We start from the raw sequence: 21825 nt of genomic DNA, 5'->3' as shown, positions 1-21825 counted from the left end.
CGACGACGTCGTGCATGGCGCCGACGACCCGACCCCGGACGATCTCCCGACCGAGCCCGTACGCCGCCCGGGGCCGATGGCCCGCGTGCTGCTCGTGCCGGTCAACCTCTACCGCGCCTGGATCTCACCGGTGCTCCCGCCGAGCTGCCGGTTCGAGCCGAGCTGCAGTACCTATGCCGTCGAGGCGCTGTCCACGCATGGCGCGCTGCGCGGCCTCTACCTGACTGTGCGCAGACTGCTGCGCTGCGGGCCGTGGCATCCCGGTGGTTACGACCCGGTGCCGCCTCGCCGGCCGCGGCGCGCGCGCCGCCACGACGTGACCGAAGGGTCGGGGTCGGACGCCTCGGCTCGCGACCCCCTCCCCAAGGAGTAGTTCCGTGCTCGACTTCATCTACTACCCGGTGTCGTTCATTCTGTGGTGTTGGCACTGGGTGTTCGGGCATGTGTTCGGCGAGGCGTCGGGCATCTCGTGGGTGCTCGGCATCATGTTCCTGGTCTTCACGCTGCGCGCGATCATGTTCAAGCCGTTCGTGAAGCAGGTTCGCTCGATGCGGGCGATGCAGGAGTTCGCCCCCGAGATCAAGAAGATCCAGAAGAAGTACGCGAACGACCGGCAGCGCCAGGCGCAGGAGATGCAGAAGCTCCAGCGCGAACACGGGTTCAGCCCGCTGGGCGGCTGCCTGCCGATGCTGATCCAGATCCCGGTGTTCATCGGTCTGTTCCACGTGCTGCGCTCGTTCGGCAACAGCCCGAACGAGAACTACTTCTTCGGCGCGGACGGCGTCAGCTCCTACCTCGAGGCGAACATCTTCGGGGCCCGGCTGTCGAACTTCATCACCCAGCCAGCGGAGGTGCTCGCCGAGTTCGGCGCCAGCCGCACCTCGGTCATCATCGTGTCGATCCCGCTGATGATCCTCGCCAGCGTGCTGACCCACATGACCGCGCGGCACTCGGTGGCCCGGCAGAACCCCGAGGCGGCCACCCCGCAGACCGCGATCATGAACAAGCTCACCCTCTACATCTTCCCGATGGGTGTGCTGATCTTCGGTCTGTTCTTCCCCATCGGTCTGTTGCTCTACTGGCTGGCCAACAACACCTGGACCCTCGGCCAGCAGCGCCTGGTGTACCGCAAGATCGACGCCGAGGAGGAGGCCAAGAAGGCCGCCGCGATCGAGAAGCGGACCAACCTCGCCCCCAAGCCCGGCCAGCGCCCGCAGGCCAAGAAGCGTCCCGCCCAGCCGAAGTCGGACACGGACGAGAGCACCGACGTCGCGGACACCACGGACACCACGGCCAAGTCGACCGACAAGCCGGCCACGAAGCCGGCCGCCAAGCCGGGGACGAAGCCGAAGCCAGGCGCCAAGCCGGGTACCAAGCCCGCCGGTACGGCCAAGTCACCCGGCACCGCGAAGTCCTCCGGCACCGCGAAGCCGACCAGCAACGGCACCACCGACCAGTCGGGTGAGAACAAAGTTTCCGGTCTGAGCGCAGACCGATCCCGTAAGAAGAACACAGGCCGGAAGAATCGCTGAGGCGTTTCCGGACCTGGAGAGGAGAAGTCGTGCCGGAGACGGTGCAGGAATCGGAGACCGATCAGGACAACGCCGAGGGAGCCGTGATCACCCCGATCACGGACGGCGAGGTCACTGACGGCGTCGAGTCGGAGTCGGACGTCGAGGCGGACAACCAGTCCGACAGTGACTCGGACAGTGAGTCTGGCGATGAGTCTGACGATGAGTCTGACGATGGCGACGAGGACGAGCGCAGCGAGCGGTCGGAGGGCTCGGCGGAGGATCTGCTCGTTCGCGAGGGCGACATCGCGGGCGACTACCTCGAGCGGCTGCTCGACCTGGTCGACTACGACGGGGACATCGACCTCGACGTGGAGGCCGGTCGCGCGATAGTGAGCATCGACGGCGGCGACGATCTGGAGAAGCTCGTCGGTCCGCGGGGTAACGTGCTCGAGGCGCTCCAGGAGTTGACCCGGCTCGCGGTCCAGCAGGACACCGGGACCAGGAGCCGGCTGATGCTCGACATCGCCGGCTGGCGGGCCGACCGCCGCGAGGAGCTCCGTGATCTCGGCCGGGCCACGGCCGAGCGGGTGCTCAGCGGTGGCGAGGAGCGGGTCCGGCTGCAGCCGATGACCCCGTTCGAGCGCAAGGTGGTGCACGACGCGGTCGCCTCGGTTGACGGCGTGCACAGCGAGAGCGAAGGAGAGGACCCGCGGCGTCGCGTCGTGGTGTTCCGGCAGACCTGACGCGCTCGTTTCACGTGAAACAACGACCTGACGAAGCGGGCCCCGGGATGGATGAGAAGGCAGCAGCGCCGGCTCCCCCGGGGCCCGCTTCTGTTGTGTTCGGCGACGCGCTCCCCCGTGCGCAGCGGTTCGCCGAACTGTTGACCGCCGCCGGCGTGGAGCGCGGACTGATCGGCCCCCGAGAGGTCGATCGCCTGTGGGACCGCCATCTGTTGAACTCGGCGGTGGTCAGCGAACGGATCCCGGAGAACGCCACTGTCGTCGATCTGGGATCGGGCGCCGGGCTACCCGGTGTCCCACTGATCTTGGCCAGACCCGACCTACACGTCACACTGTTGGAGCCGATGGCTCGGCGAGTGGCGTGGCTCGAGGAAGTCCTGGATGCGCTCTCGCTGTCGGCGACCGTCGTCCGGGGGCGTGCCGAGGAACCGGCGATCAAGCAGCGGCTCGCCGGCGCGGACGTCGTCACCGCTCGTGCCGTGGCGCCGCTCGACCGTCTCTGGGGCTGGAGCGCACCACTGCTCCGGTCCGGTGGTCGCCTCGTCGCACTCAAGGGAGAGAGCGCGGAGGCGGAGGTCGCGCGGGATGGCGCCGCGGTGACGCGCACGGGTGGTGGACATCTGTCGGTCGCACGGTGTGGCGTCGACGTACTGGACGTGCCGACGACCATCATTGAGGTCGAGCGAATGACCGCCCCCGGGCGCGCGGGCGGACGCGGCGGACGGGGCTACACCAGCTCGCGTCGCGCCAAGAAGGATCAGGGACACTGACGGCCGTACCAGGATCGGTGACTGGAGTGTTCCGCTAACCAACGATCGGAGCGACCATGTTTCACGTGAAACGGCGGCACTGTCGAGCCGAGGAGGTTGCCGCGTGAGTGAGCTAGCGAGCGAACCACGGTCGCGGGGCGGCCGGCACCAACAACGGTCCGAAGCAGTCATGCACGAGAATGTCGAGGCCGCGGCCGCAGTGTCCGGGTGGACGCCGATCGCGGAGGAAGCAGCGCGGGCGACTCGAATGCTGCACCCCAAGACGAATCTCCCCAGGCCATCCCGGCGCCGCGTGTTGACCGTGGCCAACCAGAAGGGCGGCGTCGGCAAGACGACCAGCGCGGTCAATCTCGCCGCGGCGCTCGCCATGCACGGACTCAAGGTGCTGGTGATCGACCTTGACCCGCAGGGCAACGCCAGCACCGCGCTCGGTGTCGACCACCGCTCGGGTGTGCCGTCCATTTACGAGGTCCTCATCGGTGAGGTGTCCTTGGCGGACGCCGCAGTGGTGAGCGACCAGTCGGACAACCTGCTCTGCGTCCCGGCCACGATCGACCTGGCCGGCGCCGAGATCGAGCTGGTCTCCATGGAGGGCCGGGAGGCTCGGCTCAAGGAGGCGCTGCCCACCGGCGCGTTCGACGAGCTGAACCCGGACTACGTGTTCATCGACTGCCCGCCGTCGCTCGGCCTGCTCACCATCAACGCGATGGTGGCCGCCGAGGAGGTGCTGATCCCGATTCAGTGTGAGTACTACGCGCTGGAAGGGCTCTCCCAGCTGCTGCGCAACATCGAGCTGGTGCAGAACCACCTCAACCCCAACCTGCAGGTATCGACCATCCTGCTGACGATGTACGACGGCCGCACCAAGCTGGCCGACCAGGTGACCGCCGAGGTGCGCAAGCATTTCGGCGACACCGTGCTGCGTACGGTCATACCCCGTAGCGTGAAGGTGTCCGAGGCACCCGGCTTCGGTCAGACGGTGCTCGCGTACGACCCGGGCTCGCGGGGTTCGATGAGCTACCTTGACGCTGCGCGGGAAATGGCCGAGCGCGGATTCGGCGGGGAGTAGTGCAGCAACATGGTTGAACGTAAGGGTGGGCTGGGTCGCGGCCTCGCCGCATTGATTCCACAGGGACCGGCTGGCGACACCGATGGCGCGGTGAAGCTACCGAAGCCGCCCGCCCGACCGGCCACCGGCGGCGCGTCACCGGTGCCACCCGCACCACCCGCGCCGTCCGGCACGGTGGCCGGGGCTGTTTACCGTGAACTCTCGACCGATGCGATCCAGGCGAACCCGAAGCAGCCTCGGCAGGTCTTCGACGAGGACGCGCTGAACGAGCTCGAGCACTCGATTCGCGAGTTCGGCCTCATGCAGCCGATCGTCGTGCGTGAGCTCGGCGGCGGCAAGTACGAGCTCGTCATGGGCGAGCGCCGGCTACGGGCCGCCCAGCGCGCGGAGATGGCCACGATCCCGGCCATCGTCCGGCAGACGGCCGACGATGCGATGCTGCGCGACGCGCTGTTGGAGAACATCCACCGGGTTCAGCTCAACCCGCTCGAAGAGGCGGCGGCCTACCAACAGCTGCTCGACGAGTTCGCGGTGACCCATGACGAGCTGGCGTCCCGGATCGGGCGCAGCCGGCCGGCCATCACGAACACGATCCGGCTGCTGAAGCTCCCGCTGCCCGTGCAGCGCCGCGTCGCCGCGGGCGTGCTGTCCTCCGGGCACGCCCGCGCGCTGCTCGGCCTGGACGATGCCGGCATGCAGGAGGACCTCGCGACCAAGATCGTGGCGGAGGGTCTCTCGGTGCGGGCCACCGAAGAGGCGGTCACCCTGCTCAAGAACCAGGCGCCGGCCAAGCCGAAGGCCGCGCCACGCAAGCCGATGCAGGCGCCGGGTCTGCAGGACGTCGCGGACCGGCTCTCCAACACGTTCGACACCCGGGTGAAGGTCGAACTCGGCCAACGCAAGGGCAAGATCGTGGTCGAGTTCGGCTCCGTCGACGATCTTGAGCGAATCGTCGAGTTGATGTCCAAAAATGGGGCAAATCGGACATTGAAATCCGATTAGGGATCACCCCAGGTACTTACGTCACGGTGACGATGACGATGAGTGCTCGATCTGCTACGAAATGTGTTGGGTGAGGATCGGGTTCGCGCGGGCCACCGCGCGCTCGATCAACCCCGTGTAGATCTCGCCGAGCGACCGCCCGCCGGCCTCCGCCGCCATCGGCAACAGTGAGGTCTCGGTCAGTCCGGGCGAGGAGTTCACCTCGAGGAAGTAGACGGTCCCGTCGCCGGCGACGATCGCGTCGGTGCGGGACACGTCCCGCAGTCCGAGGAGTCGGTGCGCGGACACGGCCAACTCCGCCACCGCCGCCGCGGCCCGGTCGTCGAGCCGCGCCGGTGTGTGGAAGTTCGTCAGCCCGGCGGTGTAGCGGGCGGTGTAGTCGTACACCCCCGACGACGGATCGATCTCCACCGCCGGCAACGTCGCCGGCCCGGCCGGCCCGTCGATCACCGTGACCGCGACCTCGACGCCCTCGACGAACCGCTCGGCCAACACCGTCTCGCCGTAGGCGAGACAACCGACCATGGCCGCCGGCAACTCGGCCGCCGCACGCACCACCTGTGCGCCGAGCGCCGAACCGCCCTGCTCCGGTTTGAGCATCATCGGCAGCCCGAGCCGGTCGACCATCGCGTCCAACACCGGGCGCGCGCCGAGTTCGCGGAAGGTGCTGTGCGGCAACACCACCCAGTCCGGCGTCGCCAGCCCCGCCCTGGCCAGTTCGGTCTTCGCGGTCGGCTTGTCCCACGCTCGCCGGCACGCGTGCGAGTCGCCGCCGACATAGGGCAGTTCGAGCATCTCCAGCACCGTCTGGATCGCGCCACCCTCACCCTCCGCGCCGTGCAGGGCGATCACCACCGCGTCCGGGCGGTGCTCCCGCAGCCGGGACAGCAGCGACGAGTCGGCGTCCCACTCCTCGACGGTGACGTCGGCCGACCGCAGCGCGGCGGAGAGCCGGCGGCCGGAACGCAACGACACGTCGCGCTCGTGGGACAGGCCACCGGACAACACCACGACACACCGATCGGACACGAGACACTCCTCCAACACCCAGGACTTTTCGTTGATCGGCAAGGAAGCTACGCGGTGTCCGGCGCGGGCACCTGCGGGCCGGAGCCGGTCCGTCCGTTTATCGGGCCGAAGGTCCGCGCGAGCTCCAGCTCGTCGGCCAGCACGGCCGCGAGCCGACGCACGCCCTCGGTGATGCGCTCCGGAGTCGGGTAGCAGAACGACAGCCGCATCTGCCGGCTGCCGAGACCGTCGGCGTAGAACCCGGTGCCGGAGACGTAGGCCACCCGCGCGGTGACCGCCCTGGGCAGCATCGCCTTGGTGTCCACGCCATCGGGCACGGTCACCCACACGAAGAACCCGCCCGCCGGCACGGTCCACGTGCACCCGGCCGGCAGGTACTGCGCCAGCCCGGAGATCATCGCGTCCCGGCGCTCCCGGTAGGCCTGCTGGAAGGACTTGACCTGGCCCTGCCAGTCGTGGGTGGCCAGGTACCGGGAGACGATCATCTGGTTGAGCGTCGGCGGGCACAGTGTGGCCGCCTCCGCGGCGAGCATCAGCTTCTCCCGCACCGCGTGCGGCGCGAGCACCCAGCCGACCCGCAGCCCGGCGGCGAAGGTCTTGGAGAACGAGCCGAGGTAGACCACGTTGTCCTGGTCCATCGACCGCAGCGCCGGATAGGTCTGCCCGTCGAAGCCGAGTAGCCCGTACGGGTTGTCCTCGACCACCAGCACCCCGTTGGCCGCGCAGATCTCCAGGATCTCCGCGCGCCGGGACACGCTCAGCGTCACACCGGCCGGGTTGTGGAAGTTCGGGATCGTGTACAGGAACTTGACCCGACGACCGGCCGCCCGGACCGCGGCCAGCGCCTCCCGCAGCGCCGCCGGCACCAGCCCGTCGGCGTCCATGGCCACGTGCACCACGTCGGCCTGGTAGGCGGCGAAGGTGCCGAGCGCGCCGACGTAGGACGGGCCCTCGGCGAGCACCACGTCACCAGGATCACAGAAGATCCTGGTCACCATGTCCAGCGCCATCTGGGAGCCGACGGTCACCACCACGTCGTCGGGGTGGGCGCGGATCTCCTCCAGCGCCATGACCTCGCAGATCTGGTCGCGCAGCTCAGGCAGCCCGTGCGCGGACCCGTACTGCAGCGCGACCAGGCCCTCGGCGCTGATCAGCCCGGCCACCTCGGCGGCCAGTGAGTCCAGCGGGAGTGCGGTGAGGTTGGGCATGCCACCGGCCAGCGAGACCACCTCCGGCCTGCTGGCCACCGCGAACAGCGCCCTGACCTCCGAGGCGGTCATGCCGGCCGCGCGGGCGGCATACCGACTCAGGTGTGGGTCGAGGCTGCGGCCAGTACGTTGGCCAGTACGTTGGCCACNCCACTGCGTTGGCCGGTGCGTTGGCCGGTGCGTTGGCCGGTGCGTTGGCCGGTGCGTTCCGGCGGTCCTACCTTGGTCAATGCGGGCTCCATCGCGGATGGGGCAGGGTAGATCGATCGAGTGTAACCACGGCGGTTATCGGCACCGCGTGGTTTCCGCCGGCGCCTCCGGGGGCTTATCCTGGCGGGCGGATACGCGCAACACGGCAGGGGGAGGTCAGGTGTCGCGACGCGTCATCGGCGTCACGCTGGACAACCTCGAGGATCTTCCCAAGCACTCTCGACGGTGCGTGTTCTGGGAGGTCGCCCCCCATCTGCGGGAACAGGCCGAGGAGTTCGGCACCGCGGATCTGGAGAAGGAGGCCTGGGTCTCCAGCGTGCTGCTCGAGTGGGGTTCCTGCGGGCGCATCGTGTACAGCGACAAGCACCCGGTCGGGTTCGCGCTCTACGCGCCGCCGACCGCCGTGCCGCGCGCGGCCGCCTTCCCCACCTCGCCACCGAGCCCGGACGCGGTCCTGCTCACCGGGTTCCACGTGCTGCCGGAGTTCCGCGGCGGCGGGCTGGGCCGGATGCTCATCCAGGCCGTGGCCAAGGACCTCACCCGGCGTGGGGTGAAGGCCGTCGAGGCCTTCGGCGACGCCATGCCCGACGAGGAGAACGCCTCCTGCGTGCTCCCGGCCGACTTCTTCCTGTCCGTCGGCTTCAAGACCGTCAGGCAGCACCCTCGTTGGCCCCGTCTGCGCCTGGAACTGCGCTCGGCACTCGGGTGGAAGGAAGACGTCGAGGCGGCCCTGGAGAAGCTCCTGGGCACCGTTACGGTCACCACGGCGAACCCCAGCCCGGCGCTGCACAGCGCCGACAGGTAGCCAACAGGTAGTTGTCCACAGCTGGTACCCCCAGCCTGTGGACAACTCCGTGCTACTCGGCCTTGGCCAGCTCGTGGCGCAGGACGTCGGCGAAGGTGAACGTGCCGGTCGGCTGGTCGTTCTCGCCGAGCAGGTAGAGCCGCTTGACCGCGACCAGGATGCCCTCGGCCACCACGTCCCGGAACGACGGGTCGGACAGCCGGCCGCGGTCCTCGGCGTTGGTCAGGTAGCCGATCTCGATGCGGACCGCGGGGCAGCGAGTCAGCCGCAGCGGGTCCCAGGTCTTGGGGTGGCTGCGGCAGTCCCGCAGCCCGGTCCGCACCACCAGCTCCCGCTGCACGAACCCCGCCAGCGTCTCGCCGATGGTGGAGGAGTTGCCGCCGGTGGTGCCGAAGTGGAAGCTCGCCACCCCCTGGGCCAGCGGGGAGGCGTTGGCGTCGGCGTGCAGCGACAGGAACAGGTCCGCGCCGACCTCGTTGGCGAACTGGGCGCGGTCGGCGTCGGTCGGGCACTGGTCGCGGCCGCGGGACAGCAACGCCTGCATGCCGGTGGCGACCATCCTGCCCTCGAGCCGGCGGGCCAGGTCCCACATCAGGTCGGACTCGCGGACGCCGGCGACCGACACGCCGCCTTCCTCGCCACCGTGGCCGGGGTCGACGACGATCCGCTTGCCGCGCAGCCGGGGCCCGGCCTTGCGCACCCGCTCCTGCTCGCGCAGCAGCACCGGTGAGCCGCCTCGTGCCCTCGGGGAGAGCTGGCGCAGCGCGCGCACCGTCTCCGCCCCGCAGATGCCGTCCACGGTCAGGCCGTAGTCGCGCTGGAAGTTGCGCAGCGCGCCCTCGGTCTGGGCGGCGAACACCCCGTTGGGCCGGCCGGCGTCGTAGCCGAGCTCCAGCAGGCGCTCCTGCAGGGCCAGCACGTCGTCGCCGGAGACCGGGGCGGAGACCAGGAAGGCCAGCGGGCGGGCACCGAGCTGGTAGGTGGCGTCGCGCATCGCGCGATAGGTCGCCTGCCCGATCACCCCGTCGGTGATCAGGCCCCGCTGCTGCTGGAACGTACGAACCGCGTGCTCGATCAGCTCGTCGAACATCTCGACCGAGCCGCCGGGCGGCGGGTTGGTCGGCAGCAGACCGAGCCCGGCGAGTGCCTCGCGCGCCTCGGCAACGGCCGGCCCAGCATCACCGCGGCGCAGTACCCGCATGCACCCCTCGCTCAGGTCGGGCACCGGCATCGAGCCGGTGCGAATGTTGTCCACAGCAGCAGGACAACTGCGCAACCATTGTGCCCTGCCTACCTGAGTCCGGCGCGGAGGGTCACATAGTGGATATGTCCAGTGACCGCGGACACCCCGACGGCGCGGTCGTGCGCTCGATCAGTCCAGGTAGTCGGCGAGGTCAGCGAGCAGCGCCGCCTTCGGCTTCGCGCCGACGATCTGCTTGACCGGCTCGCCGCCCTTGAACAGGATCAGCGTGGGGATGGACAGCACCTGGTAGTCGCGGGCCACCGTCGGGTTGGCGTCCACGTCCAGCTTGGCGATGGTGATCTCGTCGTGCTCGCCCGCGATCTCCTCGAGAACCGGCGCGACCATCCGGCACGGACCGCACCAGGTCGCCCAGAAGTCCACCAGCACCAGCTTGTCGCTGCCGAGCACGTCGGTGGCGAACGAGCTGTCGGTCACGACGACAGTATTCCCGGCCATGTTCTCTCCTTCAGTTCTTCGTCGGGGCATAGCCGCCGCCGACAAGCTCCGGGGCCTCGTGGGCCTTGGACTCTCCGTGCTCGGCGAGCCAGCGCTCGGCGTCGATCGCCGCCGAGCAGCCGGAACCGGCGGCGGTGATCGCCTGCCGGTAGGTCCGGTCGACCAGGTCGCCGGCGGCGAACACGCCGTCGACGTCGGTGTAGCTGGACTGCGCCCTGGTCAGCACGTAGCCCTCGTCGTCGGTGGCCACCTGGCCCTTGACCAGCGCGCTGCGCGGGTCGTGCCCGATGGCCATGAACAGGCCGGTGACCGGCAGCGTCGACTCCTCGCCGGTCACCGTGTCGCGCAGGCGCACGCCGCCGACCGAGCCGTCGCCGAGTACCTCGAGCACCTCGGAGTCCAGCTGCCAGCGGATCTTCTCGTTGGCCTTGGCCCGCTCCAGCATGATCCGCGAGGCGCGGAACTCCTGGCGGCGGTGGATGATCGTGACCGACCTGGCGAACTTGGTGAGGAAGGTGGCCTCCTCCATCGCGGAGTCGCCCCCGCCGACCACGGCGATGTCCTGGTCGCGGAAGAAGAACCCGTCACAGGTCGCACACGCGGACACGCCGTGCCCGAGCAGGGTCTGCTCGCCCGGCACGTGCAGGTAGCGCGCGGCGGCCCCCATGGCGAGTACGACCGTCCGGCCGGCGTAGCGCACGCCGTTCGCGGTGACGTACTTGACCGGGCCGGCGAGGTCGATCTGCTCGACGTCCTCGGTCCTGATCTCGGCGCCGAACCGGTCGGCCTGGGCGCGCATCTGCTCCATGAGGTCCGGGCCCATGATGCCGTCGCGGAAGCCGGGGTAGTTCTCCACCTCGGTGGTCGTCATCAGCGCGCCACCGTAGGTCGTTCCCTCGAACACCAGCGGTTCGAGCTGGGCGCGCGCGGCGTAGACAGCGGCTGTGTAGCCGGCTGGTCCGGAGCCGACGATGATCACGTCGCGGACCGGCGCGGATTCGGTGGCGGGCATCAGACCTCCGGATTCGGTGCGATTGGGGTCGCACTGTGCTCAACACGATCGTAGGGGCCCGTTGTTCCGTCCCACTCGGGTGATCGCTAGCACGCCGCTAGCACGCCAAAGGCCGCGTGGACGGCGTCCATCCGACGTCCACGCGGCCTTTGGCGGTCAGTTCGATCAGTTCGGCAGGAGGGAGTTCGCGAGTGGCTCGCAGTCCGCGGTGAGCACGACCAGCCGGAACTGGCCTGCCTGCTGGCCCGCGCCGAACAACGCCGCGACGCCGTCCTGGCCGTCGAGGGTCACCGGGCTGACGCCGACGATGTCGGCCGCGGTGATGTCGTTCTGGTCGAGACAGCCCCGCAGGCCCTGCTCGTCCGTCAACGCGCCGAAGTCGTCCTTGCCGTTGAGCATGGGGATCGCCGAGTTCAGGTTGTCGCTGGACAGGGCGAGCGGCGGTGCCGCGTCCTCGGTCTGCGTGGTGTTGTCCTGAGCGCTCGGCGTGCCGCCGGTGGAGTCGCCTGGCATGGCGACGAAGGCGATCGCCGCCGCGGCGGCGGCCGCGGTCAGCACCCCGGCACCCCAGCCGGCCATCCGGTTGCGCCGCTTGCGGGCGGCGGCCAGGTCGATGACCGGTGCGGTGGGTGGCGCTGTCGGTGGCGCTGTCGGTGGCGCGGCGGTCGCGACCGGGGCCGCTGACCTCGGCCACTTCGCCTGTGCCTCGGCGGCCATGGCCGCGTCGAGCCTGGCGGCGAACTGGGCCGGCATCGGCTCCACCGGCGCCGTACTCAGCCCGCCGAGATCGCCCTTGACCGAGTCGAGGGCCTCGATGATGGCCCTGGCCTCGGCATCGGCGTTGACCTGCGGCCACAGCCGTTCGGATTCGGTGATGTCGAGCACGCCGGCGTGCAGATCGGCCAGCAGGTCGACAGACCACGGTGGCCCGAGCGAGCCCCTGACGTTGTCTGTCATCGTCCCTCCCCGCGGCGCCTTGCCGGCACTCCTCGCTGTTCAACTGCGCCATCTGGGACGTTCGCATCTGCATCGGGGTTCCGAAGATGACCGAGAACTTTGGCCAGTTTGGCGCGCCCACGGGCGCACCGGCTCTTCACGGTGCCCTCGGCGATCCCCAGCATCTTGGCGGTCTCGGCCACCGAGTAGCCCTCGACGTCCACCAGCACGATCGGCACCCGCTGGTCCTCGGAGAGCTGGCTGAGCGCGTTCTGCACGACCAGCCTGGTCTCCCGCTCCGACATCGAGTCGCGCGGGGCGACCGGCTCGCCGGGGCCGGCCTCCGGCAGCGGCACGGTCGGCCTCGACTGGCGGCGACGGACCCGGTCAAGGCAGGCGTTCACCACGATCCGGTGTAGCCAGGTGGTCACCTGCGACTCGGCGCGGAAGGACGCGGCGGCCCGGAACGCGGAGATGAACGCCTCCTGCAACGCGTCGGAGGCCTCCTCCGGATCTCGGAGTGTGCGCAGGGCGACGGCCCACATGCGGTCCCGGTGGCGGCGGACCAACTCAGCGAAGGCACGCGGGTCACCGGCGGCATGCGCCGCGATGAGGTCGGCGTCCGAGCTGGCGGCGGTGGTCACGCGGAAGAGGATATCGGTCGCCGAGTTGCCGCTCCGAGGTGTGTGCACCGCCACCCTGTCGCGCCGGGCTCACTCGGCGCGGATGAACTCCACCTCGCCGATCGAGGACTGGTTTCCCTCACCCAGCTTGGTGATCCACACGAGCACGTACTGGGTCGGCTCCATGGCCGGCAGCTCGAACTCGGTGCGCCCGTCCTGCAACTCGCCCTTGGTGATGAGCGTGGTCTCGTCGATCCCGGCGGTCGGCGAGGACGCGGCGCGGATCTCCACGAACGTGCCGGGGCTCGGCGAGTCGACGGTGACCTTGGCGAACTTGACCGCCTCGGCGAACGAGGACATGACCCCGAGGCCGGGCTTGAGCACCGGGAGTTGCTGCTGGTACTTGTCGGTCTCCCACATCGTCTCCGGGTCGCCGTCGGTCACGTTGCCCGCGTCCTCCGGGTCGTCCTCACCGCCGACCGGGTTGAACTCCGACACCTCGGCCGGCTTGAGCGGCCCGACCGGCTGCGGGGCCGGTGGCGGGGTCTCCTTCTGCTGCTCCTCGGTCGGTGGGGTCGCGCTGATCACCACCTGGTCGGAGCCGCCCTCGTCGCCGAAGAAGTCGATCAGCGTCATGCCGACCCAGGCGAGCACGCCGACCGTGGCGATGGCCAGCACGGTGACCCCGACGGCGAGCTTGCGCCTGCGGGCCTTGTCCCGGACCGGCGGCCGGGTGGTCCAGACCGGGCCGTCGTCGTCCTCGGTACCCGGCACCGCCGGGCGCATGAACTCGGTCTGCTCGGCGGACTCGGCCGCCTGGTCGAGCACCGTCAGCAGCGTGGCGCTGGTGCGGATACCGCCGATCGAGGTGTCCTCCAGGCTGCGCATGGCCACTGCGGACAGCTCGTGCGGCACGTGGTTGTGCAGCGCCTCCGGCGGCACGATCGCCCCGTTCGGCGCGATCGGCGCGCTCGGCAGGGCAGTCGGGCCGCCCGGCAGCGCCCAACGGCCGGTGAGCAGCAGGTAGAGGATGGCGCCGAGGCCCTTGACGTCGTCGCGCGGCACCGCGTCGGGCAGCGGGCCGGGGAAGGCCAGCCGCAGCACGCCGTCCGGGGTGACCCGGATCCGCTGCGGATGGTCCACCCCGAGCACCAGCCCGGCGACGTGCGCGCGCTCGACCGCGGCGGCCAGCGGCTCGAGCAGGCGCGCGGCGTTGGCCGCCGGCAGCGGGTGCTCGGCGACCAGGTCGACCAGGTCGGTGCCGGCCGACCAGTCGGCGACCACGATGCCGAGTAATCCCTCGCCCGCGCTGACCCCGTTGCCGAGGGTGAGCACGTCGAGCACCCTGGCCATGCCGGGGTGGTTGAACCGGGCGGCGTGCGCGGCCCGCTCCAGCGTGCGCCGGGCGTCCTGGGCCCGGTCGACGTCGCTGGACTGGCCGACCAGCACGGTCAGCGCGACGTCGCGGCGCAGCTGGTTGTCGCGGGCGCGCCACAGGTGCGCGCCGGCCCGCTCGTCGACCCCGAACTGGGCGAGCAGCCGGTAGCGACCGTCGCCGATAACGGCTCCGGGCAGCAGGAAGTGCTCCCCGGCGCTGCCGCCGGGGGAAAGTTGACCCGTCAGGGATTCGGTTCGCCTCGTGGTCACTGCACTCTCCCCGCTCCCAGCCCCAGCGAGGTGGACACGGTCATCTGAGACACGGTCATCTGACGTGTTCGGCCGATTGGAATGAGCCTACGTGAACGGCCGGGGTTCTACTGGTTGTTCTTCTCTACCCTCGACGTACCAGTCGGGTGATTCGTTGCCTCGCCGGCTCGAGTTCGGGCACCTTGAACACGGCGAGTAGGCCGAAGGTGACGACTCCGGTGACCACCGACAGCACCACGACCTTCACCCACGCCACGAGCGTCGGCCCCGCCGAGCCGAGCGCGAGGTCGATCAGCAGCCCGACGCCGAAAGCGACCAGGGCGCCGGCGATCCCGGCGGTCACCGACTGCACGATCACCCGCACCACCCGCATGCTCTGCAGCCGGCCGAGCCGCACCCACAGCCACATCTGGCCGAGCACCGCGCCGACCACGAAGGTCAGCGAGTTGACCAGCAGCACCCCGATCACCACGTCGTCCGGCCGCAGCTGGTCGCGGCACATGTACAGCAGTGGGATCTTCACCACGGTCATCACGATCATGATCAGCGTGGGCGTGCGCGCGTCCTTCATCGCGTAGAACACGCGCAGCTGCAACATCACCAGCGCGTACGGGAGGATGCCGAACGCGGAGAACGCCAGCGCGTCGCCGAGCCGCTGGGCGTCGGTGACCGCGGCGTCGCCGTAGCCGAACAGTGCGACGCCGATGGCCGAGCCGGTGATGGTGAGGATCGCCGAGATCGGCACCAGCATCACCGTGGACAGCCTGCTGCCCAGTGACAGGTCGCCGACCAGCTTGGCGGTGTCGCCGTCGGCGGCCGAGCGGCTGAGCCGGGGCATGATCGCGGTCAGCAGCGACACCCCGATCACGCCGTATGGCAGCTGGAACAACAGCCAGGCGTTGGCGTAGATGGCCGCCCCGCCGGACGCGCCCGCGGTCAGCACCCGGGTGGAGAACACCATCCCCACCTGGCTGATCGCCACGTAGCCGACGGTCCACAGCGCCAGGCCGCCGAACTCGCGCAACCGCGAGTCCAGGCCCCAGTTCCAGCGGAAGCGGAACCCGATCCGGCGCAGCGCGGGCACCAGCACCACCGCCTGCACGGCGATGCCGAGGGTGACCCCGACGCCGAGGGTGAGCAGCTTCGCGTCACCCATGCGCACCGGGTTGAGCGAGATCTCACCTGGCATGACCGCGTACACCCCGATGGTCACCATGACGATCAGGTTGTTCATCACCGGCGCCCAGGCCGGCGGCCCGAACACGTGCTTGGCCTGCAGGATCGCCGACAGGATGGCGAACAGGCCGTAGAACAGGATCTCCGGCAACAGCAGGTAGGCGAACGCGGTCGCCAGCGCCGGGTTGGCCTCGCCGGTCGAGCCGTCCATGTAGAGCCGGGTGAACAGCGGGGCCAGTGCCACCGCGACGACCGTGCTGACCGCCAGCATGGCCATCGACATGGTGATCAGGCGTTGGGTGTACGCCAGGCCGCCGTCGTGGTCGTCCTGGGCGCGCACCAGCAGCGGCACCACGATGCTGGCCAGCACGCCGCCGAGCAGCAGCTCGTAGACGATGTTGGGCAGCGTGTTGGCCACCGTGAACGAGTCGTTGACCACGCCGAGGCCGGCCGCCCAGGCGAGCATGACCTTCCACGCGAAGCCGGTGATCCGGCTGACCAGCGTGGCGATCGCCATCGAGCCGCTGGCCTTGGCGAGCGATGGCGGCGCGGCACGGCGCGTCGGTTCAGCCATCGACCGTGCCATCAGCCGTGCCACCCTTCGCCCTGCGCACCCTGCGGAAGATCCGGAACGCAACCAGAACTACCAGCACTCCGCCCGCCGTGCCGGTGATCGCGATCGTGATGACGCCGTAGGAGGTGGAGCTCAGCTCCAGCTGGGTGTCCTCGCCGAGGGTGGTGCCGCCGGGGGTGGACAGCGACGCGTCGACCTTGAACCGGCCGGCCCTGGTCACGTCGGCCGGGACGTAGGCGTTGACCGTGTGGTGCGGCGGGATCCGCAGGTCCTGGATCGGCTCGGTGACCAGGCCGGGCGGGGCGTGGATGCGGACCCGGACGGCGATGCTGACCGGCAGCGCGTTGTGCACGCTGACCGGGATGGGGCTGTCCCCGGAGGCGAGTTGCAGCGGCCGTTCCGGGTTGGTCACCTTGACCGCGGCGCACAGCGCGTCGAGCTGCTCGCGGACCTCCTCGACCGCGGCGTTGGCCGACCGGACGTTGCCGCGCAACGCGGTCGAGGTGGCCCGCAGCAGGCCGTCCTGCATCGGCGCGAGCACGGCGTTCGGGTCGATGTCGCTGGTGTTGTCGTCGCCCATGGCGGCCAGCAGGTCGCGCTTGGTGGTGTTGAGCCGGGCGACCTCGGCGCTCACCGACGCCGGGATTTCCCGCGCGCTGTCCCTCGGGGTGTAGGCCAGCCCGGCCGAGGTGCCCTGGCTGGGCGCCGAGACGTCGGCCTGCAGCGAGCGCGGCACCGCGAACCCGTCGTCGAACAGCTGCTGGGCGAGGTTGAGGTAGCCGACCAGCTCGCTGGCCGGCGCGGCCCAGCGGCGCGGCGGGGCGACGAGCAGGTGCTCGCCCGCGTTCCGGTCGAACAGCGTGCGGAAGGCCAGCGTGGCCAGCCCACGTTGCAGCGAGGTGTCCCCGCCGGAGCCGACCGGCGCGACGTTCAGTGAGCTGGACAGCACCGGATCGGTGGCCAGCGCCCGGACCGGGTTGGCCGTCTGGGTGCCGGTGACCGTGTACGGCGAGGTGCCGGTGACCTGCTGCAGGTGCACCGGGTCGGCGATCACGGTCGTCGGGCCGAGCGCGGCCAGGTCGACCACCGTGCGCTTGTCGAACGAGCCGCCGGCCGGCCAGAACAGGCCCGGCACCGGCTGGACCGGGGCGAGCAGGTTGGCCACCAGCGACGAGCTGGCGAGTGCGATGTTGGCCAGGTCGACCGCGCCCGAGCGGGACAGTGCCACCAGGTCGGCGTCCGCGAAGGGCACCGCGAGCACACACCGGCCCCTGGTCAGCTCGGTCACCCTGGTCAGCCAGTCGCGGGCGGCCTGCGCGCCCTGGCCGGGCACCAGCCGGGTGTCCTCGCGCACGTAGTAGCCGTCGGCCATGGCGGACACGGTCGCCAGCAGGTCGGGGTCGATCGCGAAGCACAGCGAGGTCAGCAGGGTGCCGTTGGTCGACGAGGCCGTGGAGACGGAGTTGACCAGGCCGAACAGCCGCCCGTCCGCGGACAGCGAGCTGGCGAGCTCGTCGTCGTCGAGCACCGGCCGGCCGTCCTCGCGGGTGATCGGCAGCCGGCGGGGCTGGGTGTCCATGATCGGCCAGATGATGGACATCGACGGCGGGTCGGCCTTGGGCCGCACCGGCGTGCGACCGGGAACCTCGAGGACCGGCAGCGGGATCGACACGGCCGCGAGCCGTGCCTGGCCGCCGAAGTCCGGCTCACCGTTGATGTTGACCAGCAGCGGGTAGACGCCGGGTTCGGTCACGTCGAGCGAGTCCGGCGAGCCGCGCAGCGTGGCCCTGATCGCCAGGTCGACCGACTCCCCCGGTTGGAGCGAGTCACTGACCTCGACGAACGGCGAGTCGGCGGTGTCGGTCGGGCGGGCGGCCAGGTCGCGCAGTTCGGCGTCGGTGCCCACCGGCTCGCCGCGTTGCAGCTTCGCGTCGATCCGGTCCACCGTGCGGTCGCCGACGTTGGTGATCCGCCCGGTGACCGTCACCTGTTTGGTGTCGGCGGTGACCAGCCGGGGGGACATGGTGTCGACCTCGAGCCGCAGCAGCTCCCGGCCGCCACCTCCGAGGGCCACCGGCGCGCCGATCGAGTCCGCCGCGGCCGGCATGGCCGGGCCGAGCGCGAGTAACGCCACCGCGGCCAGCCCGCAGGCACGCTTCCACCTGGTCACGCCGGATCAGCTCCCGTCCGCCCTGGCAGAGAGGTCGGTGCCGAGGTCACCGGACAGTTCACCGGAGGCGTCGGCCGGACGCACCTTGAGCAACTCGAGCGCGCGTGACACCAGGCGACGCTCATCGGCGTAGGCAAGCCGCTCCTCCAACTCGTCGAGGGGGACCCAGGCGACCTCGGTCACCTCGACGTCGTCGTCGGACAGCTCGCCGCCGCGCTCCTCCATGAGGTAGTGGTGCACGGTCTTGTGGATCCGGCGGCGGTCGGCGACGAACCAGTAGTCGATGGTGCCGAGCGGGCGAATTATCTCGCCAAGGATGCCGGTCTCCTCGCGCACCTCCCGTACCGCGGTCTGCTCCGGGGTCTCCCCCTCCTCGATGTGCCCTTTCGGCAGTGACCACAGCAGCCGGCCGCGCCGGTCGAGGCGGCCGATCAGCACCACCCGGCCCCGGTCGACGTTGATCACGACGCCGCCGGCGGAGGTCTCGTCGACGGCGGTCATCCGGCGCCCACGGCGACGCCCGCGGCGCCCGGAGCGGGCGCCCCGGGGCCGGCCGGACGTCGAGGGCATGCACGCGATCGTAGTGCGGTACCGCGTGCGGATACGCTCGTTCCCCGTGTCCAACCTGACCCAACTCGATGCCGTGCTCGAAAGTCCGCGCTTCCCGGTGGCCGACGAGCTCGCGGCGCGGTTCGCCGCGGCCGGGCATTCGCTGTACCTGGTCGGCGGCAGCGTGCGCGACGCGTTGCTCGGCCGGCCGGCCGGTGATCTCGACTTCGCCACCGACGCCCGCCCCGAGCAGGTGCGGCGGATCGTCACGGGCTGGGCGGACGCCATCTGGGACACCGGCATCGCGTTCGGCACGATCGGCGCCCGGCGGCGCGGCACGGACGTGGAGATCACCACGTTCCGCGCGGACACCTACGACCGGCACAGCCGCAATCCCGAGGTGCGCTTCGGCGACTCGATCACCGACGACCTGTTGCGCCGGGACTTCACGGTCAACGCCATGGCCATCCACCTGACCGCCGACCCGGCGGCGCGGACCCTCGTCGACCCCTTCGACGGGCGGGCCGCGCTGGCCGCGCGGCGGCTGGACACCCCGGCGACCCCTCAGGAGTCCTTCGCCGACGACCCGCTGCGGATGATGCGCGCGGCCAGGTTCGTCAGCCAGCTCGGGTTCGTCCCCGCCAGGCGGGTGGTGGAGGCGATGAACCAGATGCACGACGAACTCACCAGGATCACCGCGGAGCGGGTCCAGGTCGAGCTGTCCAAGCTGCTGTGCGGGCGCCACCCGCGCCGGGGCATCGAGCTGCTGGTGGACACCGGCCTGGCCGCGCACGTGTTGCCCGAGGTGCCGGCGATGCGGTTGGAGATCGACGAGCACCACCAGCACAAGGACGTCTACCAGCACTCGCTCGTGGTGCTCGATCAGGCGATCGACCTCGAGGAGCCGGACACCGAGCCGGACCTGGTGCTGCGGCTGGCCGCGCTGCTGCACGACGTCGGCAAGCCGGCCACCCGCCGGCACCTCGATGGCGGCGGGGTGAGCTTCCACCACCACGAGGTGGTCGGCGCCAAGATGGTGCGCAAGCGTTTGCGGGCGTTGCGGTACGCGAAGGACGTGATCGAGGAGGTCGCCGCGCTGGTGTACCTGCACCTGCGGTTCCACGGCTACGGCAAGGGCGAGTGGACCGACTCGGCGGTGCGGCGCTACGTGACCGACGCCGGCCCGCTGCTGGCCCGGCTGCACAAGCTGGTGCGGGCCGACTGCACCACCCGCAACCGGCGCAAGGCGGCCGCGCTGCAGCGCACCTACGACAGCCTCGAGGAGCGGATCGGCCGGATCGCGGCCGAGGAGGACCTGGCCAGGGTGCGCCCGGACCTGGACGGCAACGAGATCATGCGGCTGCTGGACCTGCCGCCGGGGCCGCAGGTCGGCAAGGCGTGGCGGTTCCTCAAGGAGCTGCGGCTGGATCGCGGGCCGCTGGACCACGACGACGCGGTCGCCGAGCTGCGCAGGTGGGCCGCCGAGCAGGGCATCACGCCGTCGGCCGGGGCTGCGGACTCGGCTCCTGCTGACCCGCGCCCTGGTGACGACGGGTGACCAGCTCGAAGCCGGCCATCCCGATCAGGTAGACCACGGTCGCCGCGACGATCAGCACGACCGACTCGCCGTTGGCCGGGATGATCGCCGCGGCCACACTGACCGCGATCACCTGGGTGATGTTGAACAGCATGTCGTAGAGCGCGAACACCCGGCCCCTGGCCTCGTCGCCGATGTCGCGCTGGACGGCGGCGTCCACGCACAGCTTGACCACCTGGCCCGCGTAGGCGATGAGGAACGCGGCCACCAGCGCGGTCGGCAGCACCATCGGCAGCCCGAGGCCGAGCTGGGCCACCGCGGCGAGCCCGAGGGACAGCAGCACGGTGCGTTTGCGGCCGAGCGCGGTGACCAGCCGGGCGGTGGTCACGCCGGCGACGAAGATGCCGACCGCGCCGAAGCCGAGCACCATGCCAAGACCAGGCTCCCCGGCCGAGATCGGCCCGAAGTCCTCGAAGCTGAAGCGCATCAGCAGCACGGTCAGCAGCAGCGAGATGCTGAAGGACACCCGGTGCGCGAGCAGCGCGCAGAACCCGGCGGCCACGCTCGGGGTGCGCAGCGCGACCCTGGCGCCGTCGAACAGCCCGTTGGCCACCGCGGCCACCGCCGTGGACGGCTCGTCGACCGAGTCCGGGCCAAGCGCGCCGCGGACGAACCGCGCGGCCATCGTGGCGGCCAGCAGCGAGCCGAGCACGGCGACCGCCGTGGTGAGCCCGGAGCCGGCGTCGTCCTCGCCGAGCACCGACCGCAGCCCGAAGGCGCACCCGGCGCCGATGACCGAGACGATGGCGCCGATGGTGACCGCGAGCGCGTTGGCCTCGACGAGGTTGCGCACCGGCACCACGTGCGGCAGCGAGGCGGACAGACCGGCGCCGATGAACCGGCTGATCCCCATGACGACCAGCGCGAGCATCAGCAACGGCACCCCGGCCACCCCAGCGGCCACACAACCGGCGGTGACCAGCACCAGCGCGCCCCGCACCAGGTTGGCCGCGACCAGCACCCGGCGCCGGTCCCAGCGGTCGAGCAGCGCGCCGGCGAACGGTCCGACGATCGAGTAGGGCAGGAGCAGCACGGCGAACCCGGCGACGATCTCCGCGGGGGTGACCGCGCGTTCCGGGTTGAACACGACCGCCCCGAGCAGCCCGCCCTGGAACAGCCCGTCACCCCACTGCGAGCTGAACCGGGAGGCCAGCAGCCTGCGGAACCCGGCGAAGCCGAGCAGCCTGCGCGGCCCGATCCGGAGGTGATGGGCCGACTCCGAGTTGTCACTCGCGTCGACCGGGACGGTGGTGCTCACGACCACCGAGCCTACGACGAGGCCGGCGGAAGTCCGAACGGCGTGCGCCTCGGTTGCCCGAGGAGCACGCCGTTCGTGGCGGGAACGCCAGGTCGCCTCACGGCGGTTGGCGCGATGCGGCTCCAGCCGAACTGGTATTCCACAAAGGCTGTTCTTGGTTGAGCCCGGGGGACACAGTGGCGCTCCAGCCACCGGCTACAACGAGCCGGCACGGTCCATTGTTCCTTAAGAGCC

The 21825-nt window shown here is 70.6% G+C and carries 20 protein-coding genes; 8 read left to right on the top strand and 12 right to left on the bottom strand.

The window, feature by feature from the left end:
- The first annotated feature begins 76 nt into the window (after positions 1 to 76).
- From yidD to ACYVIP_RS09660, 6 genes are all read left to right on the top strand, one after another.
- Positions 77 to 373, top strand: coding sequence for a membrane protein insertion efficiency factor YidD (gene yidD, locus ACYVIP_RS09685; protein ID WP_460394558.1), 297 nt, complete (start codon positions 77 to 79; stop codon positions 371 to 373).
- A 4-nt stretch (positions 374 to 377) separates the two neighbouring features.
- Positions 378 to 1532, top strand: coding sequence for a membrane protein insertase YidC (yidC, locus tag ACYVIP_RS09680; protein WP_460394306.1), 1155 nt, complete (start codon positions 378 to 380; stop codon positions 1530 to 1532).
- Positions 1533 to 1561: 29 nt separating this feature from the next.
- The gene (locus ACYVIP_RS09675) at positions 1562 to 2257 is read left to right on the top strand and encodes a Jag family protein (protein WP_460394304.1); all 696 of its coding nucleotides are present in this window, start codon (positions 1562 to 1564) and stop codon (positions 2255 to 2257) included.
- A 47-nt stretch (positions 2258 to 2304) separates the two neighbouring features.
- The gene (gene rsmG / locus ACYVIP_RS09670) at positions 2305 to 3027 is read left to right on the top strand and encodes a 16S rRNA (guanine(527)-N(7))-methyltransferase RsmG (protein ID WP_460394302.1); all 723 of its coding nucleotides are present in this window, start codon (positions 2305 to 2307) and stop codon (positions 3025 to 3027) included.
- A gap of 169 nt (positions 3028 to 3196) precedes the next feature.
- Positions 3197 to 4096 (top strand): ParA family protein, encoded by a 900-nt coding sequence (locus ACYVIP_RS09665; RefSeq protein WP_460394556.1) that lies wholly within the window; start codon positions 3197 to 3199, stop codon positions 4094 to 4096.
- A gap of 9 nt (positions 4097 to 4105) precedes the next feature.
- The gene (locus tag ACYVIP_RS09660) at positions 4106 to 5098 is read left to right on the top strand and encodes a ParB/RepB/Spo0J family partition protein (protein ID WP_460394300.1); all 993 of its coding nucleotides are present in this window, start codon (positions 4106 to 4108) and stop codon (positions 5096 to 5098) included.
- A gap of 54 nt (positions 5099 to 5152) precedes the next feature.
- Here the strand turns inward: ACYVIP_RS09660 and ACYVIP_RS09655 are convergent, their stop codons facing one another.
- A complete protein-coding gene (locus ACYVIP_RS09655; RefSeq protein ID WP_460394298.1) occupies positions 5153 to 6127 on the bottom strand; it encodes a D-alanine--D-alanine ligase family protein in 975 nt (324 codons plus the stop codon).
- A gap of 47 nt (positions 6128 to 6174) precedes the next feature.
- Complete coding sequence (locus ACYVIP_RS09650) at positions 6175 to 7437, bottom strand: aminotransferase-like domain-containing protein (RefSeq protein WP_460394554.1); 1263 nt, start codon at positions 7435 to 7437, stop codon at positions 6175 to 6177.
- Positions 7438 to 7705: 268 nt separating this feature from the next.
- Here ACYVIP_RS09650 and ACYVIP_RS09645 point away from each other — a divergent pair, with 268 nt between their 5' ends.
- Positions 7706 to 8350, top strand: coding sequence for a GNAT family N-acetyltransferase (locus ACYVIP_RS09645; protein WP_460394296.1), 645 nt, complete (start codon positions 7706 to 7708; stop codon positions 8348 to 8350).
- A 52-nt stretch (positions 8351 to 8402) separates the two neighbouring features.
- Here the strand turns inward: ACYVIP_RS09645 and ACYVIP_RS09640 are convergent, their stop codons facing one another.
- From ACYVIP_RS09640 to ACYVIP_RS09600, 9 genes are all read right to left on the bottom strand, one after another.
- The gene (locus tag ACYVIP_RS09640; protein ID WP_460394552.1) at positions 8403 to 9551 is read right to left on the bottom strand and encodes an N-acetylmuramoyl-L-alanine amidase; all 1149 of its coding nucleotides are present in this window, start codon (positions 9549 to 9551) and stop codon (positions 8403 to 8405) included.
- A 171-nt stretch (positions 9552 to 9722) separates the two neighbouring features.
- Complete coding sequence (gene trxA, locus ACYVIP_RS09635) at positions 9723 to 10049, bottom strand: thioredoxin (RefSeq protein WP_460394294.1); 327 nt, start codon at positions 10047 to 10049, stop codon at positions 9723 to 9725.
- Between the two features lie 10 nt (positions 10050 to 10059).
- Complete coding sequence (trxB, locus tag ACYVIP_RS09630; protein WP_460394292.1) at positions 10060 to 11061, bottom strand: thioredoxin-disulfide reductase; 1002 nt, start codon at positions 11059 to 11061, stop codon at positions 10060 to 10062.
- 165 nt (positions 11062 to 11226) lie between these two features.
- The gene (locus tag ACYVIP_RS09625) at positions 11227 to 12018 is read right to left on the bottom strand and encodes a hypothetical protein (RefSeq protein WP_460394290.1); all 792 of its coding nucleotides are present in this window, start codon (positions 12016 to 12018) and stop codon (positions 11227 to 11229) included.
- The gene (sigM, locus tag ACYVIP_RS09620) at positions 12015 to 12641 is read right to left on the bottom strand and encodes an RNA polymerase sigma factor SigM (RefSeq protein ID WP_460394288.1); all 627 of its coding nucleotides are present in this window, start codon (positions 12639 to 12641) and stop codon (positions 12015 to 12017) included. Before sigM ends, ACYVIP_RS09625 begins: the two co-directional genes overlap by 4 nt.
- 69 nt (positions 12642 to 12710) lie before the next feature.
- The gene (locus ACYVIP_RS09615) at positions 12711 to 14267 is read right to left on the bottom strand and encodes a protein kinase family protein (RefSeq protein WP_460394286.1); all 1557 of its coding nucleotides are present in this window, start codon (positions 14265 to 14267) and stop codon (positions 12711 to 12713) included.
- A gap of 124 nt (positions 14268 to 14391) precedes the next feature.
- Positions 14392 to 16029 carry a murein biosynthesis integral membrane protein MurJ gene (gene murJ / locus ACYVIP_RS09610; RefSeq protein WP_460394284.1) on the bottom strand — a complete coding sequence of 546 codons (1638 nt, stop codon included), beginning with the start codon at positions 16027 to 16029 and terminating at the stop codon, positions 14392 to 14394.
- Positions 16010 to 18187 (bottom strand): DUF6049 family protein, encoded by a 2178-nt coding sequence (locus ACYVIP_RS09605; protein ID WP_460394283.1) that lies wholly within the window; start codon positions 18185 to 18187, stop codon positions 16010 to 16012. The genes murJ and ACYVIP_RS09605 overlap by 20 nt, the downstream gene beginning before the upstream one ends.
- A gap of 6 nt (positions 18188 to 18193) precedes the next feature.
- Entirely contained in the window at positions 18194 to 18757 is a 564-nt protein-coding gene (locus ACYVIP_RS09600; RefSeq protein ID WP_460394281.1) for an NUDIX hydrolase, read from the bottom strand.
- A gap of 46 nt (positions 18758 to 18803) precedes the next feature.
- Between ACYVIP_RS09600 and ACYVIP_RS09595 the strand changes: the two genes are divergently transcribed.
- Entirely contained in the window at positions 18804 to 20294 is a 1491-nt protein-coding gene (locus tag ACYVIP_RS09595; protein ID WP_460394279.1) for a CCA tRNA nucleotidyltransferase, read from the top strand.
- On the opposite strand, the gene ACYVIP_RS09590 is transcribed toward ACYVIP_RS09595, so the two are convergent.
- Complete coding sequence (locus tag ACYVIP_RS09590; RefSeq protein WP_460394277.1) at positions 20230 to 21591, bottom strand: MFS transporter; 1362 nt, start codon at positions 21589 to 21591, stop codon at positions 20230 to 20232. The two genes, ACYVIP_RS09595 and ACYVIP_RS09590, sit on opposite strands and share 65 nt — an antisense overlap.
- Between the last annotated feature and the right edge of the window lie 234 nt (positions 21592 to 21825).

It is taken from the genome of Actinophytocola sediminis, assembly GCF_054779715.1.
The sequence above is the reverse complement of the archived record's forward strand: the minus strand, read 5'-3'. Positions and strand labels throughout refer to the sequence as shown.

Coding starts and splice junctions, on each gene's coding strand:
- rsmG (WP_460394302.1), top strand. CDS start 2,305: ATGGATGAGAAGGCAGCAGCGCCGGCTCCCCCGGGGCCCGCTTCTGTT.
- ACYVIP_RS09600 (WP_460394281.1), bottom strand. CDS start 18,757: ATGCCCTCGACGTCCGGCCGGCCCCGGGGCGCCCGCTCCGGGCGCCGC.
- trxB (WP_460394292.1), bottom strand. CDS start 11,061: ATGCCCGCCACCGAATCCGCGCCGGTCCGCGACGTGATCATCGTCGGC.
- ACYVIP_RS09665 (WP_460394556.1), top strand. CDS start 3,197: ATGCACGAGAATGTCGAGGCCGCGGCCGCAGTGTCCGGGTGGACGCCG.
- ACYVIP_RS09640 (WP_460394552.1), bottom strand. CDS start 9,551: ATGCGGGTACTGCGCCGCGGTGATGCTGGGCCGGCCGTTGCCGAGGCG.
- yidD (WP_460394558.1), top strand. CDS start 77: ATGGCCCGCGTGCTGCTCGTGCCGGTCAACCTCTACCGCGCCTGGATC.
- ACYVIP_RS09625 (WP_460394290.1), bottom strand. CDS start 12,018: ATGACAGACAACGTCAGGGGCTCGCTCGGGCCACCGTGGTCTGTCGAC.
- murJ (WP_460394284.1), bottom strand. CDS start 16,029: ATGGCACGGTCGATGGCTGAACCGACGCGCCGTGCCGCGCCGCCATCG.
- trxA (WP_460394294.1), bottom strand. CDS start 10,049: ATGGCCGGGAATACTGTCGTCGTGACCGACAGCTCGTTCGCCACCGAC.
- ACYVIP_RS09660 (WP_460394300.1), top strand. CDS start 4,106: ATGGTTGAACGTAAGGGTGGGCTGGGTCGCGGCCTCGCCGCATTGATT.